Below are 25,758 nucleotides of genomic sequence, written 5' to 3' on the forward strand. Positions count from 1 at the left end.
ATGACTTCGACCTACGTAAAGGACGCGCGGGACGCCACCGTCGAGGCGCCGGCCGGCGACCCCGGCAACCGGCGCCCGCTCGTCCGGCGCGTCACCGACTGGCTGACCGCCGTCTCCTTCACCCTGCCCGCCCTGATCCTGTTCGGCGCGCTGGTCCTCGCCCCGATCATGTACGCGCTGTACGTCAGCCTCTTCAACTGGGGCGGATTCGGGTCTCCCACGGACTACACGGGACTCGACAACTACAGCCGTCTGATCAAGGACCCGGTCTTCCTCGGCGACCTGTGGCGCGGTCTGCTCCTGGTCGGCTTCTCGGTTCTGGTCCAGCTGCCCTTCGCGCTCGCCATGGCGGTCCTGCTCAACCAGAAGCTGCGCGGGCGTGCCGTCTACCGAATGCTGTTCTTCGCCCCGTACGTGCTGTCCGAGGTGATCACCGGCGTCCTGTTCTCCATGATCTTCGCGCCGGACGACGGGCTCGCCGACAAGGTGCTCGGCGCCGTCGGCCTCGACGGGCTCGGCGGCCTCTGGTTCGCCGACCAGTCGACCGTCATGCCGACCCTGTTCCTCGTCATGACCTGGAAGTACTTCGGCTTCCACATGATGCTCTACCTGGCCGGGCTCCAGGGCATCCCGGCCGAACTGCACGAAGCCGCCCGCATCGACGGCGCGAACGCCTGGGAGCGCTTCCGGTACATCACCCTGCCGCTGCTCGGACCGACCGTGCGGATCAGCGCGTTCCTCTCGGTCATCGGCGCCATCCAGCTCTTCGACCTGGTGTGGGTGACCTCGGCGGGCGGCCCCGACCACGCGTCCGAGACGATGGCCATCACCCTGTTCCAGTACGGGTTCAAGCGCTACCAGATCGGCTATGCCAGCGCGCTCAGCATCGCGCTGTTCCTCATCAGCCTCGTCTTCGCCATCGCCTACCAGCGCTTCGTGCTGCGTCGCGACACCGAAGGAGCCCTCACGAACATGCGAGCCACCCGATGAGCGCCCCCGACACGGTGGGCCGCCGGCGCTTCGGCAAGGTGCCCCTGTACCTGATCGTGTGGCTGGTCGGCATCGTCATGGTGACCCCGCTGCTCTACGCCCTCGTGTCCGGCTTCAAGTCCACCGACCAGCTCTCCAGCAACCCCTTCGGCCTGCCCTCGCCCTGGGTGACGTCGAACTACACCGACATCCTCGCCTCCGGCTCCTTCTGGCGGATGCTCGGCTCGTCCACCCTCGTCGCCATCGGCACGACCGTCCTCACCGTGGGGGCGGCGGCCCTCGCCGCCTTCTCCCTGGCCCGGTTCGCCTACCGGGGGCGCGAGCTGCTGTTCACGCTCTTCACCATGGGCCTGATGTTCCCGTTCGCGGTGGCGATCCTGCCGCTGTTCATCCTGCTGCGCACCTTCGGGCTCCTCGACAATCCGTGGGGGGTGATCCTGCCGCAGGCCGCGTTCGGCCTTCCCATCACCATCGTCATCCTGCGCGGCTTCTTCCGGCAGATCCCCGGCGAACTGGAGGAGGCGGCCACCCTCGACGGCTGCTCCCCGTTCGGCTTCTTCTGGCGGATCCTGCTGCCGATGGCCCGCCCGGCGCTCGGCACCGTGTCTGTCCTCGCCGTGGTGAGCAGCTGGAACAACTTCCTGCTGCCACTCCTGGTGTTCAGCAACGAGACCTGGTGGACGATCCCGGTCGGCGTCCAGCAGTTCCAGGGGCAGTACGCCGCCGACATCGCCCGTGTCTTCGCCTACCTCGTCCTCGCCATGGTGCCCGCCCTCGCGTTCTACGCGGTGGCCGAACGGCAGCTCATCGGCGGCATCACGATGGGCGCCACCAAGGGCTGAGCCGCAGCGTCGCGGATTCGCCACCACCCCTGCACGTACCGCACTTGAGGAGTTCCATGGTCCAGCCCTGGCAGGACACCAGCCTGCCCGCGAAGGCCCGGGCGGCCGACCTGCTCGCCCGGATGACCAGCGAGGAGAAGAAGGCCCAGCTCTGCAGTGTGTGGCTGGGCGCCGACATCGACACCGACACCGCCGCCGTGGCGCCAGGACAGCACGCGTACGTCGCCGAGAGCGCGGTCCTCGACGCCCTGCTCCCGCACGGCCTCGGCCAGCTGACCCGGCCCTTCGGCACCGTCCCCGTCGAACCGGCCGAAGGCGCGGCCCGGCTCGCCGAACTGCAGCACCGGATCCGCGAGGGCAACCGGTTCGCCGTGCCCGCGCTCGCCCACGAGGAGTGCCTCACCGGCTTCGCCGCCTGGCAGGCCACCGTCTTCCCGACACCGCTCGCCTGGGGCGCCACCTTCGACCCGGCCCTGATCACCGAGATGGCCGAGGCCATCGGCACGTCCATGCGCGCGGTCGGCATCCACCAGGGTCTCGCCCCCGTCCTCGACGTCGTACGGGACCCGCGCTGGGGCCGCACGGAGGAGTCCATCGGCGAGGACCCGTACCTGGTCGGCACCGTCGGCACCGCCTACGTGCGCGGTCTGGAGGCCGCCGGCATCGTCGCCACGCTCAAGCACTTCGCCGGGTACTCGGCCTCGCGCGGCGCCCGCAACCACGCGCCCGCCTCGCTCGGCCCGCGCGAGCTCGCCGACGTCATCCTGCCCCCGTTCGAGATGGCGCTGCGCGAGGGCGGGGCCCGTTCCGTGATGGCCGCCTACAACGACATCGACGGTCTTCCCGGCCACGCCCACACCGGCCACCTCACCCAACTCCTGCGGGACGACTGGGGGTTCACCGGCACGGTCGTCGCCGACTACTTCGGCATCGCGTTCCTGGAATCCGCCCACAAGATCGCCGCCTCCGAGGGGGACGCCGCCCGGCTCGCCCTCGCCGCCGGCGTCGACGTCGAACTGCCCGCCGCACGCTGCCTGCCCGCCGCCGACCGCATCCCCGAGGACCTGCTCGACCGCGCGGCGCTGCGCGTCCTCACGCAGAAGTGCGAACTCGGCCTGCTCGACCCGGGCTGGGAGCCGGTCGCCGGAGAGACGCCCGTCGACCTGAACCCGCCGCAGATGCGCGAACTGGCCCGGGCGGTGGCGCAGGAGTCCGTCGTGCTGCTCGCGAACGACGGCGGCGTGCTGCCGCTGGCCGACGGGGCGCGCATCGCCGTGGCCGGGCCGCTCGCCGACGAACAGGCCGCGATGCTCGGCTGCTACACGTTCCCGCGGCACGTCGGCGTCAACCACCCCGAGCTCCCCGCCGGGGTCGAGGTGCCGACGTTCGCCGAGGCGCTCCGCGCGGAGCTGCCCGGCGCCGTCCTCCTCGACGACGTGGCGGACGCCGACGTGTGCCTGGCCGTCGTCGGTGACCGCTCGGGCCTGTTCGGGCGCGGCTCCTCCGGCGAGGGCTGCGACGCCGAGGACCTCCAACTGCCGTACGGGCAGGCCGAGATGCTGGACCAAGTGTTCCGCTCGGGCGTACCCGTGGTCCTGGTCGTCCTCAGCGGGCGGCCCTACGCGCTCGGCCGCTGGGCCGACCGCGCCGCCGCCGTCGTCCAGGCGTTCTTCCCGGGACAGGAGGGCGGCCCCGCCGTCGCCGGAGTCCTGTCCGGACGCGTCGAGCCCTCCGGGCGGCTGCCGATCGGTGTGCCGCGCACTCCCGGCGGCCAGCCCGCGCCGTACCTCGCGCCGCCGCTCGGCCGCCGCGGCGACCCCAGCAACGTCGACCCGACCGCCCTCTACCCGTTCGGCCACGGCCTGTCGTACACCACGTTCGCCTGGGACGCGCCGCAGTGCGACACCCCCGAACTGCCCACCGACGGCGAGACCACCGTGCGCCTCACCGTCCGCAACACCGGCGACCGCCCCGGCACCGAGGTCGTCCAGCTCTACCTCCACGACCCGGTCGGCACCGTCGCCCGGCCCGAAGTCCGGCTCGTCGGCTACGCCCGCGTCCCGCTCGACGCGGGGGCGAGCGCCGAGGTGCACGCCACGTTCCCGGCGGACCTCGCCGCGTACACCGGCGCCGACGGCCGCCGGGTCGTCGAACCGGGCGCCCTGGAACTGCGGGTCGCCGCGTCCAGCGAACGCGTCCACCACACCGTCCCCCTCACCCTCACCGGGGCGGAGCGGGAGGTCGGGCACGAGCGGCGGCTGCGCTGCGAACTGCGCGTCAAGTAGCCCGCCCCCTCCCTGAGGGACCCCGAACCGCCGGGCGTCACGACGTCCCTGTGGCGCCCGGCTCACGAACGCACGGCGCACCGGTGCGGTGCGCCGTGCCGCGCAAGGACAACGACCCGCCCCTCCCCGCGAGCCGGGATCTCATCGAGCTGAGGAGCCGCACCATGCGCACGTCCACCCGATCCGCCCGCAGCACCCGCACCAGATCCGCCGCCGGCGCCGCCCTCGCGGCGACGGCACTGCTGCTCGGTCTCGCCGCGGCACCGTCCGCCCAGGCGGACGCCGACGCGAAGCGCCCGGCACGGACGCTCGACGACCTGGCCAGGGAGAGCGGTCGCTACTTCGGCTCCGCCGTCGACAACCCGGAGCTCGCCGACACCGCGTACGCCGATCTGCTCGGCCGCGAGTTCGGCGCCACCACCCCCGGCAACGCCATGAAGTGGTACGCCACCGAACCCCAGCGCGGCGTCTTCGACTTCGCCCCGGGCGACGAGATCGTCGACTACGCCCGCGCCAACGGACTGAAGGTGCGCGGTCACACCCTGCTGTGGCACAGCCAGCTGCCGGACTGGCTGTCCCAGGGCACCTGGACCGCCGACGAACTGCGCTCGATCCTGAAGAACCACATCACCCAGGTGGTCAAGCACTACCGCGGCAAGGTCTTCGCCTGGGACGTCGCCAACGAGATCATGAACGAGGACGGCACCTACCGCGAGAACATCTTCTACAAGACCATCGGCCCCGGCTACATCGCCGACGCGCTGCGCTGGGCCCGCGCCGCCGACCCCAAGGTCAAGCTGTACCTCAACGACTACAACGTCGACGGGCTCGGCGCGAAGTCGGACGCGTACTACGCGCTGATCAAGCAGCTCAAGGCGGACCGCGTCCCGATCGACGGCTTCGGCCTGCAAGGCCACCTGGCGCTCCAGTACGGGCTGCCCGGCGGCATCGAGGAGAACCTCCGGCGCTTCGCCGACCTCGGCGTCGACGTCGCCTTCACCGAGCTCGACATCCGCATGATCCTGCCCGCGGACGAGGCGAAGCTGGCCCAGCAGGCCGACTGGTACGGCCAGGTCACGAGCGCCTGCCTCGCCGTGCAGCGGTGCGTCGGCATCACGGTGTGGGGCTACTCCGACCGGCACTCGTGGATCCCCGCCGTCTTCGACGGCGAGGGCGCCGCCCTGCCCTGGGACGAGGACCTGCGGCACAAGCCCGCCTACGACGCGATCCGGGCCGCCCTCGTCGCCGGCGCGAAGAAGCACTGACCGCGCGGCACCCGAAGGGCGGCGTCAGTGGGCGTGCGCCGTGCCGCCGATCAGATGGGCGGCGTGGTGCACGACCAGCTGCAGTCCGCCGGGCAGCCGGGACGTCGTCACCAGGATCGACGCCTCGCCGTACAGCGGGTGCCGCAGCCTGCGCGGGTACGCCTCCGCGGGCAGCCGCGGCGCGCGCCGGCGCCACAGCCGGGCGCCGGCCGGGTCCGCGGTGAGCCGGCCGGCCAGGGTGCGCAGCGCCGGGTCGGCCGGGAGGTGACCGAGGGCCGCACGGACCCGGGCGACGGCGTCGGCGCGCACCTCGTCGATGTCGGTGAACCGTTCCGCCGCGTCCCGGGTGAACAGCCACAGGACCAGGTTGCGGTCGCTGCGCGGCGTCCGCGCGGGGTCGGTGAAGAGCCGGGCCACCGCGGCGTTCGCCGCCAGCACGTTCCACGCGTGGTCCGTGATCAGGGCCGAGTTCGGGTCCATCAGGTCGATGTGCGCGACCTCCTCGACGGTCGGCGCGCGCCGCTCGACCAGGTCGTACGGGGTCACGCCCGGCTCCGCCGCGAGCAGCAGGAACGTCTCGCGCGGCGCACCCGTCAGGCCCAGGACGTCCGCCACCGTCTTGAGCCGGTCGAGCCCCAGACCGGGCGGGACGCCGCGCTCCAGGTCGGCGTACGGGCGCGGCGCGAGGCCCACGGCGCGGGCGGCCTGCGCCACGCTCAGCCCGAGGGCCAGCCGCCGCTCGGCCATCAGCTCCATCAGCGCCCACCGACGCCCGTCGTCACCGTCGAGGTCGTCGGCCGTCATGGGTTCCCCCTCGTCTGCGCTGCCCGTACGGGCGGATGGTGCGGGCGGCTGGTGCGGATGCGGACATGGGTGATGATGCGGAGCGGCGGGGGAACGGTTCACCGTCACGGGTGGTTATCACCCGTAAGTGGCTTTCCTTGCGCGGGCGTTCGAGTCCGGGGGTGTGAACTGCGGCTACGAGGGCGGCTGTTCGTGCGCCGGGGCGGGCGGTGACTGCGGAGCGTGTCCGGTGGCCGGGCCGGGCGGTCCGTCGGCCAGGCCCAGGCGGGCCTGTTCCTCCTCGACGATGCGGCGGGCCAGGTCCGTGTCGGAGACGTCGAGGGCGTCCGGGGTCGCCTCGGCCACGGCGCTGCGGCGGGCGTACGCGTCGAAGAGGCGGGCCTTGTCCGTCAGGATCCGGACCATGCGCTCGTCCACGCCCCCGGGGGCGAGCAGCCGGTGCACGCGCACCGGGCGGAGCTGGCCGATGCGGTGGGCCCGGGCCACGGCCTGGTGCTCCAGGGTCGGCTTGATCTGCGGCTCGCACAGGATCACGACGGACGCCGCCTGGATGTTGAGGCCGAGCCCGGCCGCCTGGATCTGGGCCACCAGGACCGCGGGCCCGGCCGCCGCGGAGAACGCGTCGACGAGCGCCTGCCGGCGGGCGGGCGGCACCGCGCCGGTGAGCGGGCCGAACACCGGGCCGTCCGCGCCGGCTCCGAGAGCCCCGTGCACCGCGTCGAGGACGTCCCGGAAATACGAGAACACCACCACCTTCAGCCCGTTCTCGGCGGCCTCCCTGACCAGGTCGCGCAGCCGCCGCAGCTTCGCCGACCCCTCCGGGTGCGCGTACGCGGCGCGGCGCATCGCCATGAAGTTCCCCGCGCGCACCGCGTCCCGGTACGCCGACTCGTCCCGCTCGCTCGGCTCCTCCCACTCGTCGGTGTGCTGGAGGCTGGGCAGCTCGGTCAGCACGTCCTCCTGGTTGCGCCGCAGATAGACCGGCGCGACCGCCTTGCGGAAGGCCACCGAGCCCGCGAGCCCCGCGTCGCCGTCGAGCCGGTCCGCGAGACCGGGGTCCAGGAGCCGGACCAGGCTGCGGAACTCGGCGACCCGGTTCTCCATCGGCGTACCCGTCATGAGGAGCACCCGCTCGCAGCGCGCCGCCCACTCGGCGACGGCCCGGGCGCGCAGGGTCAGCGGGTTCTTCACGGAGTGCGCCTCGTCGACGACGAGCATCCCCAGCTCGCCGCCCCCCGGCACCGGGAACCCGCGCAGCGCGTCGAACGTCGTGACGGCGACCCCGCCCCGCCCCTTCCAGTCGGCGAACGCGTCCGCCCGGCCGGGCCCGTGCAGCGGGACGGCGCGCAGGGCGCTGCGCGCCTCGATCTCCCGGGTCCAGTTGACGAGGACGCTCGCCGGGCAGACGACCATGAAGTGGCTCTGCCCCTCGGCCACCAGGTGCGTCAGCACGGCGATCGCCTGCACCGTCTTGCCGAGGCCCATCTCGTCGCCGAGGACGACCCGCCGCCGGGCGAGCGCGAACCGTGCCCCGAACGCCTGGTAGCCGCGCAGCGACACCTTCAGCCGGTCGTCCACCAGGTGCTGGCCGTGGACCTGCCCGGCGATCCCCTCGGGCAGGAACCCCTCGACGGCCGCCGTGTCGGGCGCCCGCCCGCTGATCTCGCCGAGCAGGCCGTAGTACTCGGCCGAACGCAGCTCGAAGTCCACCCACGCGGCGACGTCCGGCGCCGGCCCGCGCAGCAGGTCCACGGACGCCTGGGCGAGCAGCCCCTCGGTGCCGGCCCGCTCGGCCTCCCCGACGACCTCGCGCACCCCGTCGACGGCGGCCAGCGCCCGCGCCCGCCCCGCTCGCCCGGTCACCAGCATCCGCAGCCGCCCGGCGGCCGGCCCGGCCGCGCCGAGGAGCGGCCCGAGCCGCCGGTCGAGCGCGCCCGCCGCCTCCACGGCCCGCCGCGCGTCCGGGCCCGCCTCCACCAGGACGTGCAGCGCCCGCACCAGCTCCGTCGTGCGCGGTTCGGGCCGGTCCACGTCGATGTGCACGGCGACGCTGTCGTGCACGGCGTCCGCCAACCGCCGTGCGGCGCCCAGGAGTTGGGTCGATGTCACGCGTCCGACGCCCGGGATCTGCTGCAGCCGTCCCGGCCCGGCCTCCAGCACCTGGCGCACGGTCGTGAGCCCGGCGCGCTCCACGGCGTCGAGCCGGAGCCGCCCCTCGGTGGCCTCCTGGAGCCGGGCCACCGGCATCACGTCGAGCGTCCCGGCCACCGCCTCGTCGAGGATCGGCGCGAGCGCGTCGCGCGCCGCCCGCACGGCCCGCTCGTGGTCCGACAGCAGCGACCGCGCCGCCGTGTGCAGCCGGGCACCCCGGGCGACCGCCTCCCGTTCGCTGCGTCCCATCCGTCCTCCCGCGTCCCCGGATCCCGGCCCGGCATCTTCCCACCGTAAGGCGGCAACCTTCCGGCCTCCCGGCGACGACCGCTCATCGGCCCGTGCCGTCCGGCACGGGGACACCCCCACCTCCTACGGAGTGCAGGCGCAGATGAGCGACACACCCCAAGAGACCCCCGGCACGGCCCGGCACCGCAGGCGCAGCACCGTCCTCGTCGCGGGGGCGCCGCTCGCGGTGGCCGCCGCGGCCGCCCTCGCGTACGGCGGCGGCCTGCTCGGCGCCGACGGCGACCGGCCCGCCGCCGCGACCCCGGCGAGCTCGGCTGCCCCGGCGACCGCCGAGGCCGCCACGGCCGGTGCCGCCTGGGCCGACGACGTCGCCGACGGCTTCGCGTCGGTGAACGCGCAGGGCCAGAACGGCACGTACGGCGGCCGCGGCGGCCGGACGGTCACCGTGAAGACCCTCGCCGACCTGGAGAAGTACGCCACCGCCAGTGAGCCGTACGTCATCGTCGTCGGCGCGGCGATCCAGATGGACCCCGTCGGCAAGGAGATCAAGGTCGCCTCCGACAAGACCATCGTCGGTTCCGGCACCTCGGGACACATCGTCGGCGGCGGCTTCTTCCTCGGCACCGGCGTGCACAACGTCATCATCCGCAACCTGACGATCCGCGACGCCTACCAGGGCACGTGGAACGACAAGGAACACGACTTCGACGCCGTCCAGATGGACGGCGCGCACCACGTCTGGATCGACCACAACGACCTGCGGCACATGGCCGACGGCCTGATCGACGTCCGCAAGGACTCCACGGACGTCACCGTCTCCTGGAACAGGCTCAGCCAGGACAACAAGGCCTTCGGCATCGGCTGGACCGAGAACGTCGTCACCGACATCACCATCCACCACAACTGGATCCGCGAGACGGAACAGCGCAACCCGTCCACCGACAACGCCGCCCACGCCCACCTCTACAACAACTACCTCCAGGACGACCCGGGCACCGACATCACCTCGTCGTACGGCAACTACGCGCGCGGCCGGACGAAGATGGTCCTGGAGAACAGCTACTTCCAGGGCATGAACAACCCGGTCACCAAGGACGACACCGCCTCGCTCGTGCAGCGCGGCAGCATCTTCTCCGGCACCACCGGCAAGAACCAGAGCGGCGGCACCGCCTTCGAACCGAAGGACTTCTACGCCTACACGCTCGACACGGCCGCCGACGTCCCGGCGCTCCTCAAGTCCGGTGCGGGGCCGAGGAGTTCGATCGGCACCACCGCGGCCACCGCGGGCGCCACCACGAAGGCGGCCGCCGCCGCGCCCACCGTGGCCAAGGACGGCACCGGCAGCTACACCACGGTGCAGGCCGCCGTCGACGCCGTGCCGGCGAACAACTCCCAGCGCGTCGTCATCACCGTCGCCCCCGGCACCTACCGGGAGACCGTGACCGTGCCCGCGAACAAACCGCACGTCACGATCCAGGGCACCGGCGGCAGCCGCAAGGACACCGTCATCGTCGAGGGGCACGCGGCGGGGTCGACCAGGCCGGACGGGTCGACGTACGGCACCTCGGGCAGCGCCACCGTCGCCGTGCTCGCCGACGACACCCAGCTGCGCAACCTCAGCGTCAGCAACGACTTCGACGAGAGCAAGGACCAGTCCGTCGCCGCGCAGGCCGTCGCCCTGCGCACCGGCGCCGACAAGGTGTTCCTGGACGGCATCATCGTCAGCGGTGACCAGGACACCCTGCTGCTCGACGGCGCGGGCAAGCGGGTCTACCTGGCCAATTCGTACGTCGTCGGCAACGTCGACTTCATCTTCGGCGGAGCCACCGCCGTCGTCGACAAGTCGGTGATCACCCTGAAGAAGCGGTGGAACGGCACCTCGGCCGGGTACGTCACGGCGCCGAGCACCGCGGCGGGCAACAAGGGGATCCTCGTCAGCCGCTCGACCGTGAGCGGCGACGTCACCGCCGGGAGCTTCTATCTGGGCCGCAACTGGCACGCGGGCGGCAACGCCGCCCTCGACCCGCAGACCACCGTCCGCGACTCGACGCTGAGCGCCGCGATCAAGCCGACGCCCTGGACCGACATGGGCGGCTTCTCGTGGAAGGACGACCGCTTCGCCGAGTACCGGAACACCGGCGCCGGAGCGGGCGCGGCGAGCGGGGACCGGCCACAGCTGACCGATGCGCAGGCCGCGGACCAGGAGGTCGCGGACTGGCTGGGCGGCTGGACGCCGGCCGCCCGGTGAGGCGCCGAGAGGGCATTGACGGGTAGGGGCGGGGCGTCTAGCTTCTGCTCGGCTTACCGAACCGCTGTCGGTATTTCGAACAGGAGAGGTCGTACGGACATGGCACCCGGCCCCACCAGAAGATCCCTCATGGGCGCCGCCGCACTCGGTGCGGCGGCGCTCTCCCTCACTCCCGGCCGCGCGGCCGCCGCACCCCGCGCCGCCACGCCCGCAGGGGCGGCCGCGCCCGCCGCATGGGGCGTGCACCCCTTCGAACTGGGTGAAGTCGCGCTCGGCAAGGGCGTGTTCGCGGACAAGCGGCGACTGATGCTGGACTTCGGGCGCGGCTACGACGAGATGCGGCTCGTGCAGGTCTTCCGCGCGAACGTGGGGCTGCCGACCCCGGGGGCCGTCGCGCCCGGCGGCTGGGAGGGGCTGGACGGCGAGGCCAACGGGAACCTCCGCGGGCACACCACCGGCCACTTCCTGACCATGCTGGCGCAGGCGTGGGCGAGCACGGGCGAGCAGGTGTACGCCGACAAGATCCGCAGGGTCGTGGGGGAGTTGTACGGGGTGCGGGCCGCGCTGCGCGCCGACCCCACCGTGCTCAGCGTCGAGGGCCGCTCCGGCGGTCGCGCCGTCTCGAACATCCGCGGCTCCTACCAGTACGTCGACCTGCCCGGAAGCGTCCTCGACGGTGCGGGCGACGCGCTGACGCTCGCCGCCCGGGTGCGGCCCGAGCACGCCGACGCCTGGGCCCGCATCGCCGACTTCGGCGACGACACCGGCCGGTACCTGTACCTGGCCGCGCGGAACGCCCAGGGCCACCCCCGGTTCGCCGTCACCACGTCGGGCGCGGGCGGCGAGCAGGGCATCGACGGCACGGCGCCGCTGCCCGTCGGCGAGTGGAGCCACGTCGCCGTCGCGCTCGGCGGCGGCACCGGCATCCTGTACGTCGACGGCCGCGAGGTCGCGCGCAACCCCGCCCTCACCCTCACCCCCGCCGCGCTCGGCACGCTGAAGGACCACTGGCTCGGCCGCTCCCACTACGCGGGCGACCCCGTGTTCGCCGGCGCCCTCGACGAAGTCCACCTGTTCTCACGGGTGTTGGGCGCGGACGACATCGCGGCTCTGCACGACGGCACGTACCGGGGCGCCGGCGACCTGGCCGCGTACGGCTTCGACGAGACCGGCGGCTCCACCTTCGCCGACGCCTCGGGCAACGCCCGCACCGCGACCCTGCGCCGCACGTGGGGCGGCCCGAGCCACCCGGGATTCCTCGCCGCCTACCCCGAGACCCAGTTCATCGCCCTGGAGTCCATGACCAGCGGCGACTACACCAAGGTCTGGGCGCCCTACTACACGGCCCACAAGATCCTGCGCGGTCTCGTCGACGCCCACCTCGCCACCGACGACGCCAAGGCCCTCGACCTCGCGGAGGGCCTGTGCGACTGGATGCACTCCCGGCTCTCCGTGCTGCCCGCGGCCACCCTCCAGCGCATGTGGGGCATCTTCTCCAGCGGCGAGTTCGGCGGCATCGTCGAGGCGATCGTCGACCTGTACGCGATCAGCGGCGACCCCCGCCACCTCGCCCTGGCCCGCCTCTTCGACCTCGACAGGCTCATCGACTCGTGCGCCGCGGGACAGGACACGCTGAGCGGCCTCCACGCCAACCAGCACATCCCCGTCCTCACCGGGGTGCTCCGCCTCCACGACGCGACCGGCGAGGACCGCTACCTGGACGCCGCCCGCAGGTTCTGGGACATGGTCGTGCCGTCCCGGACGTACGCCATCGGCGGCACCAGCAACCGCGAGTTCTGGGGCGACCCCGGCGTCATCGCCTCGACGCTCGGCGACGTCAACGCCGAGACCTGCTGCGCGTACAACATGCTCAAGCTCAGCAGGCTGCTGTTCCTGCACGACCAGGACCCCAAGTACCTGGACTTCTACGAACGGGCCCTGCTCAACCAGGTGCTCGGCTCCAAGCAGGACGCGGCCGACGCGGAGAAGCCGCTCGTCACCTACTTCATCGGACTCCAGCCCGGCCACGTCCGCGACTACACGCCGAAGGCGGGCACCACCTGCTGCGAGGGCACCGGGATGGAGAGCGCCACCAAGTACCAGGACACCGTGTACTTCAGGGCGGCCGACGACAGCGCCCTCTACGTGAACCTCTACACCGCCTCGACGCTGACCTGGGCCGGGCGGGGCGTCACCGTCACCCAGACCACGGACTTCCCGCGCGAGCAGGGCAGCACGCTCACCGTCCACGGCCGCACGGCCGCCTTCGCGCTCCGGCTGCGCGTGCCGGCCTGGGCCGTCGACGGCTTCCGCGTCACGGTCAACGGGCGCGCGGTGCAGGGCGGTTCGGCGAAGCCGGGCACGTACACCACGGTGTCGCGCACCTGGCGGGACGGCGACACCGTGCGGATCGCCATGCCGTTCCGGGTCCGGGTGGAGCGGACCCCCGACGACCCGCACCGCACCCAGGCCCTCTTCTACGGCCCGGTGAACCTGGTCGCCCGCGACGCCCGCACCACCGCCCTGGAGTTCGGCCTGTACGGCGGCGCCGCGCTCTCCGGCGACCTGCGCCCCGCCCTCACCCCCGTCGCCGGGAAACCGCTGCACTTCACGCTCGACGGCGTCGAGTTCGCCCCGTTCCTGGAGGGCACGCAGGACCCCACCCACGCGTACTTCCACCGCTCCGAACCGGCCGTCGTGTTCGGCGGCACCGACTCGGGCGTCGCCAACCCCGTGCGGGAGGACGGGAGTTCGTTCCTCGACGCGGTCTGGGCCGCCGCCCCGTTCCCCGGCAGGAACGCGCTGGTCGCCCACGTCCGCGAGACCGCCGCCGCGTGGGCCGCCGACGGACTGCTCACGGCGGCGCAGGCGGCCGAGATCGTGCGGGTGGCGCGGGGGGCCTCGTACGAGAAGTGAACGGCGGGCCGGGCGTCGTCGGACGCCCGGCCCCCCGATCGGGCACGCGCCCGCCGTCGCATCAGCCGCCCGCGGCGCTCCGGCGCACCGGGGCGACCGACTCCAGCGTCGGCACCACCGGCTCGATCGTGCCGTCGGCCGCGAACCTCATGCGGTCGACGGTGGTCTCCCGGTGCGTGCCGTCACCGCCCGGCCTGCCGGGCCCGTCGAGCGCGAACCGGTGGTACACGACGTACCAGTCGTCGGTGCCCGGCGCCCGCACCACCGAGTGGTGACCGGTGCCCTTGATGCCGTACTCGGGGCGCTTCGACAGGATCGTGCCGCGCTTCGTCCACGGCCCGGTCGGCGACGGACCGGTGGCGTAGGCCACCTGGTAGTCCGGCGAGCGGGTGTCGTCCTCGGACCACATGAAGTAGTACGTGCCCGCGCGTTCGACGACGAACGAGCCCTCGCGGAAGCCGGGTTGGGTGATGTCCCGCACCCGCGCCGGGTCGAAGGACACCATGTCGTCGCCGAGCGGTACCACGTACGCGTGGCCGTTGCCCCAGTACAGGTACTTCTGCCCGTCGGTGTCGGTGAACACGGCCGGGTCGATCATCTGGCCCGTGAACTGGCCCTTGGCGACGAGGGGTTTGCCGAGGGCGTCCTTGAACGGGCCTGCCGGGCTGTCGGCCACGGCGACGCCGATCTGCTGCTCCGCGCAGAAGTACAGGTAGTACTTGCCGTCCTTCTCGGTCGCCGCGGGCGCCCACGCGTTGGCGTCCGCCCAGCTCACGTCCGGGCCGAGGTCGAGCGCGACGCCGTGCGGCGTCCAGTGCGCGAGGTCCTCGGACGACCAGGCGCCGAACCGGGTGCCGCCCCAGTTCTTGAAGCCGTCGGTCGTCGGATAGATCCAGTACCGGCCGTCGAAGTACTCCACGTCCGGGTCGGCGTTGAGACCCGGCAGGACCGGGCTGCGGGTGGGCACCGCCTCCACGGTCCAGGTGCGCACGGTGCCGTCGGCGGCCGTCACGCGGTACTTCTGCGGGGTGCGGAAGTCACGGCGCGTCCCGGACGGCGGGCTCACCTCGGCGCCCTCCGACGCCCACAACTCCGGTGCCAGGGCGGCGAGGTGTGCCTTCGGCCGCATCGGCAGCACGACCTTGCCCGCCGACTCCGTGACGATCGCGTACCCCTTCTGGCCGGCCGCGGTGACATCGGTCAGGGAGGCCCCGGTCTCCGGGAACGCCCGGAGCAGCCGGTCGTACTCCGCCCGGGTCACCGGCATCACCGTGCCGTGCCGCGGACTCGCCGGAAGCTGGTAGTCCGTGGACGGCGTCCACGTCCCGGAGTCGAGATCGGTCGTCTCGAAGGGGACGTAGCCCCGGCCGCCGTACTCGTCGATGAACAGGTACCACTTCTTCTCGGTGTTGGACCTGAACACCGTCGGCCCCTCGCCGCGGGTCAGCTCCCCGCTGCCGATGCAGTCGGACACGAAGTCGTACGAGGTGTCGGTGAGGTCCGTGGACTTCTCCGCGGTGATGAACTTCGAGCACGGCGACGACGAGGACGGGTCGCGCTCGTCCTTCGTGAAGCGGTGGTAGGTGCCCCCGTCCTTGATGACGGTCGAGTCGATCACGGAGTAACCCGGGTCGTCCCAGACCTTCGGCTCGCTGAACGAGCGGAAGTCCTTCGTCGTCGCGTACAGCATCTTGTTGTACGTCGATCCCGTGTGGTCCGGGTCGTCGTCCGCGTACAGCTTCGACGCCCAGAAGACGACGTACTCGCCCCGGGCGTCGTCCCAATAGGCCTCGGGCGCCCAGGTGTTGCCCGCGTTCTCCGGGGCGACCTCGGCCAGCCGCTGGTCGGTCCAGTGCACCAGGTCGGTCGACTCCCAGATCATGATCGACCGGCTGCCGTGCCGCTGCACGTCGTCCCAGCTCCCGCTGCTGTTGCGGTACATCCGCAGATCGGTCGCGATCATGTAGAACCTGTCGCCCTTCGGGGAGCGGATCACGAACGGATCGCGCAGCCCCTGCTCGCCGAGCGTGGAGGTGAGCACCGGCTTCCCGGCGTTCAACTCCCGCCAGTGCAAAGGGTCGTTGCCCCTGCTGAGGGCGTAGCGGATCTGCTCGCCGTCCGCCGTCCCCTCACCGGTGAAGTAGGCGAACAGGTAGCCGGCGTACGGGGAGTGCTTCACGGGGGCCTTCGCGTGCGGGGCCTGCGCGGTGCCGGGCGGGGCACCGAGGGCGAGCAGGACCAGGGTGATCAGGGGGAGCAGGAGCCTGCGTACGGTGCGGCGTCGCATGACACATCCTGTGGCAGTGAGTGTGGTTGTGATGGTGCTTTCTGTCGGAGTCTGCTGAACTGCCCTCGGAGTGTCATCAGTAGGGAACGGAGTGTCAACAGAAACGGGCGCATACCCGCGGGACCGAAACTTTCGGTCCCGCGGGTATGCGCCCGCCGCGGCGTCCGCGTCCTACAGGAGCGGCGCCGTGGGCCCCTCCGGGGAGGACCGCCGCGCCGACACCACCGACTCCGCGACCGCCCGCACCTCGTCCTCCGGGACCTGCCGGTAGCCGTCCGCGGTGACCAGCGCGACGGACGGGTAGATCCGCCGGGCGAGGTCGGGACCGCCCGTCGCCGAGTCGTCGTCGGCCGCGTCGTACAGCGCCTGCACGGCCACCGTCGTCGCGTCCGCCGCCGGCATCCCCGGCCGGTACAGCTTCTTCAACGCCCCCCGCGCGTACGGCGATCCGGACCCGTCGGCGTGGAAGCCCACCGCCTCGTACGGGCCCCCGGTGACGTCGAAGCTGAAGATCCGGCCGACGCCGCGCGCGGTGTCGAACCCGGCGAGCAGCGGCACGACGGCGAGCCCCTGCATCGCCTGCGCCAGATGGTCGCGGATCATCGCGGCGAGCCGCTGCGCCTTGCCGTTGAGGGAGAGCGTCCGGCGCTCCACCTTCTCGTAGTGCTCCAGCTCCAGCTGGTAGAGGCGCACGAGCTCCTTGGCGAGCCCCACGGTCCCCGCGAACGCCACCGCCGTGTGCCCGTCCGCGTAGTTCACCTTCTCCAGGTCGCGCTGCGCGATCACGTTCCCCAGGGTGGCGCGGCGGTCACCGGCCATCAGGACGCCCCCGTCGAAGGTGAGCGCGAGCACCGTCGTGCCGTGCGGCAGCCCGGGCGCCGGTCCCGCACCGGCGGCCCGGTGCCACGGCAGGGCGTGCGGGGCGACCCGCTCGACGAGGTGGGTGAACGACGAGGTGGCGCTGTCCAGGAACACGGGCGGCAGCCCCCGGGTGTGCTCGGTCATGTGCTCTCGCCTTCTGTCGGTGGTCCTCGGGTGCCTCGGGTCCTTCGGTGCCCGGGTGGTGGTCCCCCGTACGGCTTCCTGTCCCGTCCGTGCCGCGCGGAACCGTCCGGCCGCCGCATCGTGGCATTCTGGCCCGATGAACGGTCCGGAGATCCTCGTCCAAGTAGCCCCCGAACTGGGGCTGTTCGTCCCGCAGTCCTGGCGCTCGGGCGCCGCCGCCCCGCTCGTCACCGACGGCGTGTCCACGCTCGGCCATGCCGTCGAGTCGCTCGGGGTGCCGCTGACGGAGGTCGGTGAACTCGTCGTGGACGGCGCGGCCGTGCCCACCGGGCACGTCCCCGCCGCCGGCGAACACGTCGAGGTGCGCCCGGTCACCCGCCCCCAGGCCGTCCCCGGCGCACCCCTGCGCTTCCTCCTCGACGTCCACCTCGGCACCCTCGCCCGCCGCCTCAGGCTCCTCGGCGTCGACACCGCCTACGAGTCGACCGACATCGGCGACCCGGCGCTCGCCACCCGCTCCGCCACCGAACGGCGCGTCCTGCTCAGCCGGGACCGGGGGCTGCTGCGGCGCCGCGAACTGTGGGCGGGCGGCTACGTCTACAGCGACAAGCCGGACGACCAGCTCCGCGACGTCCTCGGCCGGTTCGCCCCCGCCCTGGCCCCCTGGACCCGCTGCACGGCGTGCAACGGCCCGCTCGCCGAGGCCCGCAAGGAGGACGTCGCCGACCGCGTCGAGGGCGGCACCCGCGCCACCTACGACGTGTTCGCCCAGTGCACGGACTGCGCCCGCGTGTACTGGCGCGGCGCCCACCACGACCGCCTGGAGGCGATGGTGGGCGCGGCGATGGAGGAGTTCGGCCCGGCACCCGCGCCGGACCGGACCTAGCCGGAGCGGACCTAGCCGGACCGGACCTAGCCGGACCGGCCCTGGCCGGACCGGCCCTAGGGGCGCAGCACCTGCCGGAACGTGTAGGTGCCGCTCGGCTCCATCCGGACCAGGGCCATCGGCTTGCCGTCCGGATTGCCGTCCGAGGCGAACGCGATCGGGCCGCTGAGCCCCGCCACGGCCTTGCTGCCGCCGAGCTGGAGCAGCATCTGCAGCGTCGCGCCCGGATTGACCGGGCCCTTGCCGTCGGGGCCCGCCGCGTTGCGCACCGCGACGCCCAGCGTCCACACCGCGTCGTGGCCGAGGATCGACTGGCCGTCCTCCAGGGCCTTGGCGACCGCGTCGTCACTGCCGCCGAACTCGCCGCTGTACAGGTCGACGAAGTCGGGCAGCGGATCGTTCGGCTTCTCGTACAGGGCGCCCGCGAGCGCGGGATGGCCGAGCGCCGTGTAGAGGACGGTCACCCGGCTGTCCCGCCACTCCGTGCGCAGCTTCTCGCGGCGCTGCTCGCTCTCCTTCGTGCCGTAGTACGCGCCGAGCGCGTCGTCACCCGTCACCAGCGTCACGGTGCAGCGGCGGTCGGGCGCCGACATGGAGTTGATGAAGTTGCGGATGTTCAGACCGCGGCCCGCGAAGAACACCGCGTCGGGAGCTACGTCGCACACCTTGTCCGCGACCGACGAGAACGCGTTCGTCACCCCGTCCACGCCCGACAGGTACTCCAGCGGCGCGCCCTCCAGCCGGAGCCCCTTCGCCTTCGCCGCCTTCTCGAAGGACGTGGACAGCGACGTGTTGTAGATGTCGTCCGTGTTCCGGTCCCGGATGACGGCGACCTTGTAGCCCGGGTGCTTGCGCTGCTGCTCCTTGAGGTAGTTGACGGCGCCCGCGGCCTGGTCGCGGTTGGGCGCGGAGACCCGGAAGAAGCCGGTGTGCGCCGCGTCCGCGAGCCCGTCCGCGGTGACCGTGGCCCCCATCATCGGGATGCCCGCCTCGCGCAGCGCGTCGACCGCGTGCCGGGTGCCGCCCCTGCTCTGCCCGAACCCGGCGACGGCGACGACCTTGTCCTTGCCCTCGGAGCGGTCGATCAGATCGTCGGTCAGCTCCTTCCACTGCTCGGAGCGCAGGCCCAGGTTGCCGACCAGGAGCCGGATCTGGGGCAGGTCCCCGCGGCCCGCGCCGAGCTCCGGGTCGTTGAGCTCGCGCTGGGCGAGATACGCGCCCATCAGCTCGCCGCGCAGCCCGTACTTGGCCTCCTCCTCGCCCGGCACCGTCGTCAGCGGCTCCGCGTAGACGACGGAGACGTACTTCTTGCCGGACGTCTCGACCCGCCCGTTCTCCGTCGCGATCTTGCCCATCACGTCCTTGAGCGAGTCGTCGAAGACGAACGAGCCGTCGGAGACGCCGATGCACTCCTTGCGCGGTCCCGTCTGGTGGATGCCCGGCGCGCACTGCGCGCCCTTGCCGTCGTCGGCCGGTGTGAGCGGGCCGATCACGGCCCACGTCAGCGCCGCGATCGCCAGGATGCCCGCGACCTGCCAGGGCCACTTCAGGCGCCGCGGCCGGCGCGGCTGGAACCGCAGGCCGCCGTCAGGGTCTACCACCACGGTTTCCTCTCGTACCGCTGGGCCATGCGCAGCAGCACATGGCGGTCGTGCTCGTTGCCGATGGGGCGGCGCAGGGTGAGGAACTCCTCGGCGATGTCCGGGTACAGCTCCGCGTACGGGTCGCCCAGCGGATCCGCGTAGGGCAGCGGCGCCCCGTCCGCACGCGGGTGCGCCGTGATCCAGCCCGCCGTCAGGAGCCGGGTGACGGCCTGCCGGGTCGCGTCGCCCTCGGCCACCCCGACCAGCCGCTCGTACCGGTCCCGGGCGGGCTCGGGCAGGGCGCCGCTCCAGCGGGCCGGGGCGCGCTGGATCCAGGCCAGGTCCGCGCACCACGTGTCGGCGCCCACCTCGTCGAAGCGCTCCCTCAAGTAGTCGACGGCGGCCGGGAGTTCACCGAGCGCCAGATCGTGGTAGGCGGCCGCGCGCAGATCGCCGCGGGCCCGGGCAGCCGCCCGCAGCGCCCGGTGCGCGCCCGTCCACGTCCCGGCGTGGTCGGGGGAGCCGGGCGCGCCGTCGAGCAGCCGCAGCAGCAGGAAGCGGCTGAGCCGGGGCAGCGCGGGCAGCCCCTCGTCGGGCTCGGACACCGAGCGCAGGTCGTCGGCGCTGAGGTTCACGAACTCGCGCAGGACCGACTCCTGCCCCTCCCACAGCGCGTCACAGGTCTCGGCGCGGCCCAGGGTGAGCGGGGCGGCGGCCCGCGGCAGGACGCGGGCCAGCTGCGCCGAGCAGTCCCGCAGCAGCCACTCCGTCAGGGCGGGGGCCGCCGTCAGGACGGGCGCGGGCCGGACGCTGCCGTCGACCGGCGCGAGGCACTGCCGCACCCGCTGGTCCCACGGCAGGTCGGCCGGCATCCGGCGCAGCACCTCCAGGACCTGGGCGGTACCGGCCGGATGGCCGCGCGTGATCTCGTAGACGATCCAGCCGAGCCACTGCACCGCGTTGTCCGCCTTCGGCAGCACCGAGCCGACCGGCAGCGCGTCCACGGCGGCCGCGGCCTGCTCCTCGACCTCGCGGCGGTTCAGGTCGCGCAGCCGGCCCGCCCGCAGCGGCCCCGCGGCCAGCGGGACGAACTCGCCCTGCTGCGGCCAGCTCTCGCGGTAGTCGGGACGCCGGCCGCTGCCCGTCTCCGCGCGCACCAGCGCCTCCGGGCGGCGCCGGGCCGTCGCGACGACGAGCAGCGGATCAGGGCGCCCGGACCGCTCGCGGGAGTCGAGCAGCAGGTGCAGGAAGGCCTCGCCGACCGGAGAGTCGGCGTTGTCGAGCAGCGCCAGACAGTTCGTGGTCCGCTTGCGGTCCGCGTGGGCCGAGGCGTACGCGCCGCGCAGGTCCGCCAGGAACGCGTCGAGCAGCACCCGCTCGGCCTCCTCGCGCTGCGCGGGATAGCCGTGGTACAGCCGGTTCACGCCGACCAGGAAGTCCGCGGTGGCGCCCCTGCCCGGGCCCGCCGCGGACGTCTCGGCGAACCGGCGGCGCAGCCGCAGTCCGCGCCAGGACCGCAGCCCGCCCTGCACCAGCGGCACGACCGCGGACGCCCAGCCGGGCAGCCCGGCCGCCTGCGCCGCGGTGTCGGCGATGCCGAGCAGTTCCTCGTAGCTGTGCTCGCGGGCCCGCCCCTGGCGCAGCGCCTCGGCCATCTCGCGCACGGCCCGCTCCCGGCTGCGGGCGTCCACGGCGGTACCGACGGCGGCCAGCAGTGAACCGAGCGCGGGGAACGACAACTGCGGCAACTCGTCGTGGTGTGCGCTGAGTTGGAAGGCCAGCTCGGTGAGCACGTCGATCCGGGTGCCGCCGCGCTCGCTGATCGGCTCCAGATCGAGGGCGGCGAGCGGAATGCGCTCGGCCCAGGTGCGCAGGTGTGCGGTGAGCGTCGACTTGCCGCTGCCGCGCCCGCCCAGGACCACCACGGCGGGCAGCGGGCGCAGCGGTCCCTGCGGCCGGTTCAGGCCCTCGGCCATGCGGCGGCGCACCGCGGCGTCCCGCTCCGTTCGGCCGGCTCTGTCGTCGGTGACGGCAGCCACCCCACTCCCCCCACTGGGCGCACCGGAATCCCGGGACCGTATCAATTCCCGTTCCTCGTAAGGGTATTCGGACGATCCGTGGGCTGTAAGGCGAGTTTCGCAATGCGCGCGGCGGGTGGTGCGTACGGTGGGGCGCCATGCGGATCACCAAGTACACCCACGCGTGCGTTCGGATCGAGCACGACGGCCGCACCCTGGTCGTCGACCCGGGCGTCTGGAGCGAACCGGCCGCCCTCGACGGCGCCGACGCCGTGCTGGTGACGCACGAGCACGCCGACCACGTCGACGTGCTGCGGCTCGCCGCCCTGGGCGTGCCCGTCTTCGCCCCGGCGGGCGCGGACGTGCCCCGGCTCGCGGTGCGCCGGGTGGCGCCGGGCGAGGAGTTCGACGCCGCGGGCTTCCGGGTACGCGCGGTCGGCGGCCGGCACGCCCCGATCCACGGCGGGCTGCCGGACTGCCCGAACCTCGGCTACCTCGTCGACGGCGCGCTCTACCACCCGGGCGACGCGCTGCACGTCCCCGAGGGACCGGTCGAGACGCTCCTCGTCCCGGCCCAGGGCTCCTGGCTGAAGACGGGCGAGGCGATCGACTTCGTCCGGGCGGTCCGCCCCGAGCGGGCCTTCGCCATCCACGACGGGCAGCTCAACGAGCGGGGCCTGGCGAGCGTCAACGGGTGGCTGGCCGAGGAGTCCGGGACGCGCTACCGCTACGTGCGGCCAGGCGAGTCGCTGTGACCCCCGCCCACCGGGCGACCGCTCATGATCGGCTACGCTTCCCGTCCCTGATGGCATGTACACCAAGAGGAGCTATGCCCGTGAAGCGGCGCCCGGCACTCGCCGGACTGACGATGATGCTCGTGGCCGCGCTCGCGGCGTGCGGCGGCGGCACGGACAAGGCGTCGTCGTCGCACGGCGGCAAGGCCGGCAGCTCCTACGCCGGACAGCACCAGGACGGGCAGGACAGGGACGACGAGGTCAGCGGGGTGCGCGACGCCGTCCGGCACACCACCCGGAAGACCGCCAAGGGCACCCGCCCGCACTACGTGAAGAAGTGCGGGACCGAGACCCGCAAGGTCAAGCACACCCAGCGCAAGAAGGGCCGCACCAGGACCTGGTACACCACCGACCGGTACCGGGACTGCGACAAGGTGCGCAAGGGCACCGAGACGTACACCCGTGTCGTCCGCCAGGAACGCTGGTGCGTCCGCCTCGACGACCTCAACGGCAAGAAGGCCAGGGACGACGTCTGGTTCCGCGTCGCACCCGCGGTCTACAGCAAGGTCAACGGGGCGGACGACCGGGCCCGCGTGACGTTCGAGCCGATCTCCAAGGGCTGCTGAGCCCGGACCGGCTCAGGGCAGTTCGAGCGTGAGCAGCGGCTCGGCGAAGACCGGGGCCGGCGCGTCGGGGTCCTGTGCGACCGCCTTCTCCAGGCGCTCGAACCCGGTCTCCAGCTCCGCCGGGTCGAGCTGCGCGAAGAACGAGAGGGTGCGCAGCCGCAGCCGCTCCAGCATGGCGGCGCGGGTGCCCGCCGACGGCTCGGTGACCGTGCCGAAGCCGGCGACCCGCCAGCCGGCCGACGTGAACCCCTCGATGACCTCGTGCAGCGGCTGGAAGATCGCCGCGTCCGCCTCGTAGCCGCGCGGGAAGTGCTCCAGCCACCACGGCCGCGGGTGGTGGTCGCTGAAGTTCGTGCGCAGGAGCAGCCGCCCGCCGGGCTTGAGCACCCTGGCCAGCTCCCGGACGGCCCGCGGCCGGTCCCTGACGTGGTGCCAGGACCAGCCCATCAGGACGTAGTCCGCGGTGGCGGAGGGGACCGGCATCTCCTCGGCGCTGCCCGCGACGTAGCGCACGTCGGGATGGGGCGACCGGGTCTCGGCGACCTCGCGCATCCGGGCGGCCGGCTCGACGCCGATGACCGGCCCGAACGCGTCGGCCAGCGCAGGGGTGAACCGGCCGGTCCCCGACCCCACGTCGAGGCCCGCCAGCGGACGCCGCTCCGGCAGCACCGCCTCGAAGGCGGCCAGCCACACCCCGAGCTGCCGCTCGCTCAGCGCCCGGCCACGCGCGTAGTCCTGGTGCTGCTCCGAGTCGTAGTCGATCGCCCGCATGGCTTTCCCCGCATCCCTCGGGTGGCCGCAACTGCCGCCCCGATATATCGAGTTGATACATCGGAACGGTATCCGGCGGCGTGCCTCCCCACAAGGACGCCCAAGACCCCAGGGAGTGCCGGCGCGGGGCTTCGCGTCCGGGGCGTCGGGCGAGACGGCGGTCAGCCGGCCCTTCGAACCGCTGACCACCACGTCGTCGACGAGGGCCAGGAAACCCGGCGGACCCTCGGCCGTGGCACGTGAACTGCGCTCGGGGCCACGCCACTTGACCTTGCCCGAGCGGCGGTCGACGGCCGTCGGCCGGTCCTTGTCGGACAGGGAGTACACCTCGTCGCGGCGGGTGGAGACGACCGGCTCGACCGCTGGTGCACCGCCTTCGGCGCCACCCGGCGCCCGGTGGAGGACTCGGCCGCACAGACGACGCCCACCCCGCCGGAACCGATCCGGCCGGCCAGCGTGCAGTCGCCTGCCGCGGGCGGGTCCTCCGGGCTCAGCGGCGTCACCGGACGTGCACCGCCCGCTGCACCGCTTCCGCTGCGAGCCGTGCGGTGGCGTCGCGGGTGGCCGAGGCCAGCAGGTCGGTGTGGATCGGGCCGCCGCCCGCGAGGTGCCGGTCGTACGGCAGGTGCACGACGCCGACGCCCGTCTCCCGCAGGTGGGCGGTGGCCGTCCGCAGGTCGAGGTGCTGGTCGGGCGCGCCCGAGGTGAGGGCCACGATCGTCGACGGCAGGGCGGAGTGCGGCAGCCCGGCCAGCCAGTCCAGCACCACGCGGGTGCCGCCGACGCCCTCGGCGGTCATCGGGGCGACGACGATGCGGGCGTGCGCGGTGTCCATCGCGGTCCTGGCCACCTCCCCGGGGAGCGTCTCGCAGTCCACGACCGTCACCGCGAAGTGGCGGCGCAGCGCCAGCGTGACGGTGCGGTAGGTGGGCACGTCGAGGGGCGGGCCCACCCGGCCCTGGCTCGCGGGCAGCAGCCAGCCGCCGTCGGGCAGCGGGACGAGGTAGCCGCTGATGTCCATGAGGTGCATGGACGGCGTGAGGATCCGGGCCAGTTCGGCGCACGACCAGCGCACCGATTGCGCGCCGAGCCGGACCGCGAGCGTGCCCAGTGCGGCGTCCGCCTCCAGGGCCAGGACCGGGTCCTGCCGGAACCGTTGCAGGGTGCGGGCGACCAGGGCGGCGGTGGTGGTCTTGCCGACGCCGCCCCGGATCGACGTCACGGCGACGACCCGGCCCGTGCTCACCGGCAGCTGCAACTCCCGCGCGAGCCGCGTCTCCTCCGGGCTCTCCTTCGTCCCGGACAGCGACATCCGCCGGATCGACTGCCCGGTCCGCCGCGCCACGGAGTCCCCGTGCACCGGCTTCCCCAGCGCCTGCGTGAGGCGCGGATCGACGGTGGGCACGGACTCGGGAGCGGGGAACGGAAGACTCGGCGTCCCCGGCCGGGGCCGGACCACCGGGGCCGTGTCCGGGGCGGACGTGACGTTTCCGCCGGGAACGGACGCGGGCACTTCGGGCAGCGGCATGGTGTGCGAGGCGGTGTGTCGGGCCGGGGACGCGGGGGCGGCCGGCGGGTGGGGTGCGTAGGGCTGGTGGGGAATGTGGTGCGGCGGGGGAGGGAGTGCGGGTGTGGGGGGTGGGGTGTGGGTTGCGTGGAGTGGGGCGGGAGGCGGCGGCGTGGTGGGGGATTGGGGTGCGAGTGGGGGTGTTGGGGTGGATTGCGGTGCGGCGGGGAGTGCTGCCTGCTCGGGGTGGTCGGCGAGCTGGGGCGCGAGGGCAGGGACTGCGTCCACGGGCTCGGGAGCGGTCGGCTCCGCCGGGGCGTGGTCCGGGGCGGGCGCGGGGCTTGGGTCCGGGGTGTTCCGCGGTGCCACCGGGGCCGGTTCGGTCCGGTCCGTCGCGCCGGTGCCGGGCAGCGGGCCCGGAGCCGTCGACGGGGAGGTGGAGGATCGTTTCGCGAGCGCCCCCGACGTCGACGAACGGATGCGGCGGCGCCCCGGATTGGGCCGGTCGACGTCCGGACGGCGCACCGGGAGCGGCGACTTGGCGGGACGTGGCGCGGCACCGACCGCACCGGCATCCGTGTCCGGGACCCC

General features: G+C 73.3%; 17 protein-coding genes. 9 read left to right on the forward strand and 8 right to left on the reverse strand.

Annotated elements, in window-relative coordinates:
- From RBJ77_RS11135 to RBJ77_RS11150, 4 genes are all read left to right on the forward strand, one after another.
- Window positions 1-990, forward strand: a complete 990-nt coding sequence (locus RBJ77_RS11135) for a carbohydrate ABC transporter permease (RefSeq protein WP_372344843.1) — start codon at window positions 1-3, stop codon at window positions 988-990.
- Between the two features lie 77 nt (window positions 991-1,067).
- The gene (locus RBJ77_RS11140; protein WP_372344935.1) at window positions 1,068-1,832 is read left to right on the forward strand and encodes a carbohydrate ABC transporter permease; all 765 of its coding nucleotides are present in this window, start codon (window positions 1,068-1,070) and stop codon (window positions 1,830-1,832) included.
- Between the two features lie 56 nt (window positions 1,833-1,888).
- Complete coding sequence (locus tag RBJ77_RS11145; protein WP_372344844.1) at window positions 1,889-4,117, forward strand: glycoside hydrolase family 3 N-terminal domain-containing protein; 2,229 nt, start codon at window positions 1,889-1,891, stop codon at window positions 4,115-4,117.
- A gap of 164 nt (window positions 4,118-4,281) precedes the next feature.
- Complete coding sequence (locus RBJ77_RS11150) at window positions 4,282-5,382, forward strand: endo-1,4-beta-xylanase (protein WP_372344845.1); 1,101 nt, start codon at window positions 4,282-4,284, stop codon at window positions 5,380-5,382.
- Between the two features lie 24 nt (window positions 5,383-5,406).
- Here the strand turns inward: RBJ77_RS11150 and RBJ77_RS11155 are convergent, their stop codons facing one another.
- Both RBJ77_RS11155 and RBJ77_RS11160 read right to left on the reverse strand, forming a co-directional pair.
- Complete coding sequence (locus RBJ77_RS11155) at window positions 5,407-6,186, reverse strand: helix-turn-helix domain-containing protein (protein WP_372344846.1); 780 nt, start codon at window positions 6,184-6,186, stop codon at window positions 5,407-5,409.
- 174 nt (window positions 6,187-6,360) lie between these two features.
- Window positions 6,361-8,586: a DEAD/DEAH box helicase gene (locus tag RBJ77_RS11160; protein WP_372344847.1), complete on the reverse strand. Its 2,226-nt coding sequence runs from the start codon at window positions 8,584-8,586 to the stop codon at window positions 6,361-6,363.
- Between the two features lie 142 nt (window positions 8,587-8,728).
- Here RBJ77_RS11160 and RBJ77_RS11165 point away from each other — a divergent pair, with 142 nt between their 5' ends.
- Window positions 8,729-10,834, forward strand: coding sequence for a pectinesterase family protein (locus RBJ77_RS11165; protein ID WP_372344848.1), 2,106 nt, complete (start codon window positions 8,729-8,731; stop codon window positions 10,832-10,834).
- A 99-nt stretch (window positions 10,835-10,933) separates the two neighbouring features.
- Window positions 10,934-13,750, forward strand: coding sequence for a beta-L-arabinofuranosidase domain-containing protein (locus tag RBJ77_RS11170; protein ID WP_372344849.1), 2,817 nt, complete (start codon window positions 10,934-10,936; stop codon window positions 13,748-13,750).
- Between the two features lie 61 nt (window positions 13,751-13,811).
- Here RBJ77_RS11170 and RBJ77_RS11175 read toward each other — a convergent pair whose 3' ends face one another.
- Together RBJ77_RS11175 and prcB are read right to left on the reverse strand one after the other, a co-directional pair.
- Window positions 13,812-16,037 (reverse strand): family 43 glycosylhydrolase, encoded by a 2,226-nt coding sequence (locus RBJ77_RS11175; RefSeq protein ID WP_372344850.1) that lies wholly within the window; start codon window positions 16,035-16,037, stop codon window positions 13,812-13,814.
- Between the two features lie 171 nt (window positions 16,038-16,208).
- Window positions 16,209-17,042 carry a proteasome subunit beta gene (prcB, locus tag RBJ77_RS11180; protein WP_372344851.1) on the reverse strand — a complete coding sequence of 278 codons (834 nt, stop codon included), beginning with the start codon at window positions 17,040-17,042 and terminating at the stop codon, window positions 16,209-16,211.
- 136 nt (window positions 17,043-17,178) lie between these two features.
- Between prcB and RBJ77_RS11185 the strand changes: the two genes are divergently transcribed.
- The gene (locus RBJ77_RS11185) at window positions 17,179-17,928 is read left to right on the forward strand and encodes a Mut7-C RNAse domain-containing protein (protein ID WP_372344852.1); all 750 of its coding nucleotides are present in this window, start codon (window positions 17,179-17,181) and stop codon (window positions 17,926-17,928) included.
- A gap of 56 nt (window positions 17,929-17,984) precedes the next feature.
- Here the strand turns inward: RBJ77_RS11185 and RBJ77_RS11190 are convergent, their stop codons facing one another.
- Both RBJ77_RS11190 and RBJ77_RS11195 read right to left on the reverse strand, forming a co-directional pair.
- Window positions 17,985-19,532: a hypothetical protein gene (locus RBJ77_RS11190; protein WP_372344853.1), complete on the reverse strand. Its 1,548-nt coding sequence runs from the start codon at window positions 19,530-19,532 to the stop codon at window positions 17,985-17,987.
- A complete protein-coding gene (locus tag RBJ77_RS11195) occupies window positions 19,523-21,550 on the reverse strand; it encodes an ATP-binding protein (RefSeq protein WP_372344854.1) in 2,028 nt (675 codons plus the stop codon). The genes RBJ77_RS11190 and RBJ77_RS11195 overlap by 10 nt, the downstream gene beginning before the upstream one ends.
- A gap of 137 nt (window positions 21,551-21,687) precedes the next feature.
- Between RBJ77_RS11195 and RBJ77_RS11200 the strand changes: the two genes are divergently transcribed.
- Both RBJ77_RS11200 and RBJ77_RS11205 read left to right on the forward strand, forming a co-directional pair.
- Window positions 21,688-22,284 (forward strand): MBL fold metallo-hydrolase, encoded by a 597-nt coding sequence (locus RBJ77_RS11200; protein ID WP_372344855.1) that lies wholly within the window; start codon window positions 21,688-21,690, stop codon window positions 22,282-22,284.
- Window positions 22,285-22,364: 80 nt separating this feature from the next.
- Window positions 22,365-22,889 (forward strand): hypothetical protein, encoded by a 525-nt coding sequence (locus tag RBJ77_RS11205; protein ID WP_372344856.1) that lies wholly within the window; start codon window positions 22,365-22,367, stop codon window positions 22,887-22,889.
- 12 nt (window positions 22,890-22,901) lie between these two features.
- On the opposite strand, the gene RBJ77_RS11210 is transcribed toward RBJ77_RS11205, so the two are convergent.
- Window positions 22,902-23,987, reverse strand: a complete 1,086-nt coding sequence (locus RBJ77_RS11210; protein ID WP_372344857.1) for a class I SAM-dependent methyltransferase — start codon at window positions 23,985-23,987, stop codon at window positions 22,902-22,904.
- Window positions 23,988-24,159: 172 nt separating this feature from the next.
- On the reverse strand, window positions 24,160-25,188 hold the full coding sequence (locus tag RBJ77_RS11215) for a type VII secretion protein (protein WP_372344858.1): 1,029 nt from the start codon (window positions 25,186-25,188) through the stop codon (window positions 24,160-24,162).
- Window positions 25,189-25,758 lie beyond the last annotated feature (570 nt).

The organism is Streptomyces sp. KL116D (assembly GCF_030766975.1).
GTDB classification, from domain to species: Bacteria; Actinomycetota; Actinomycetes; order Streptomycetales; family Streptomycetaceae; genus Streptomyces; species Streptomyces longispororuber_A.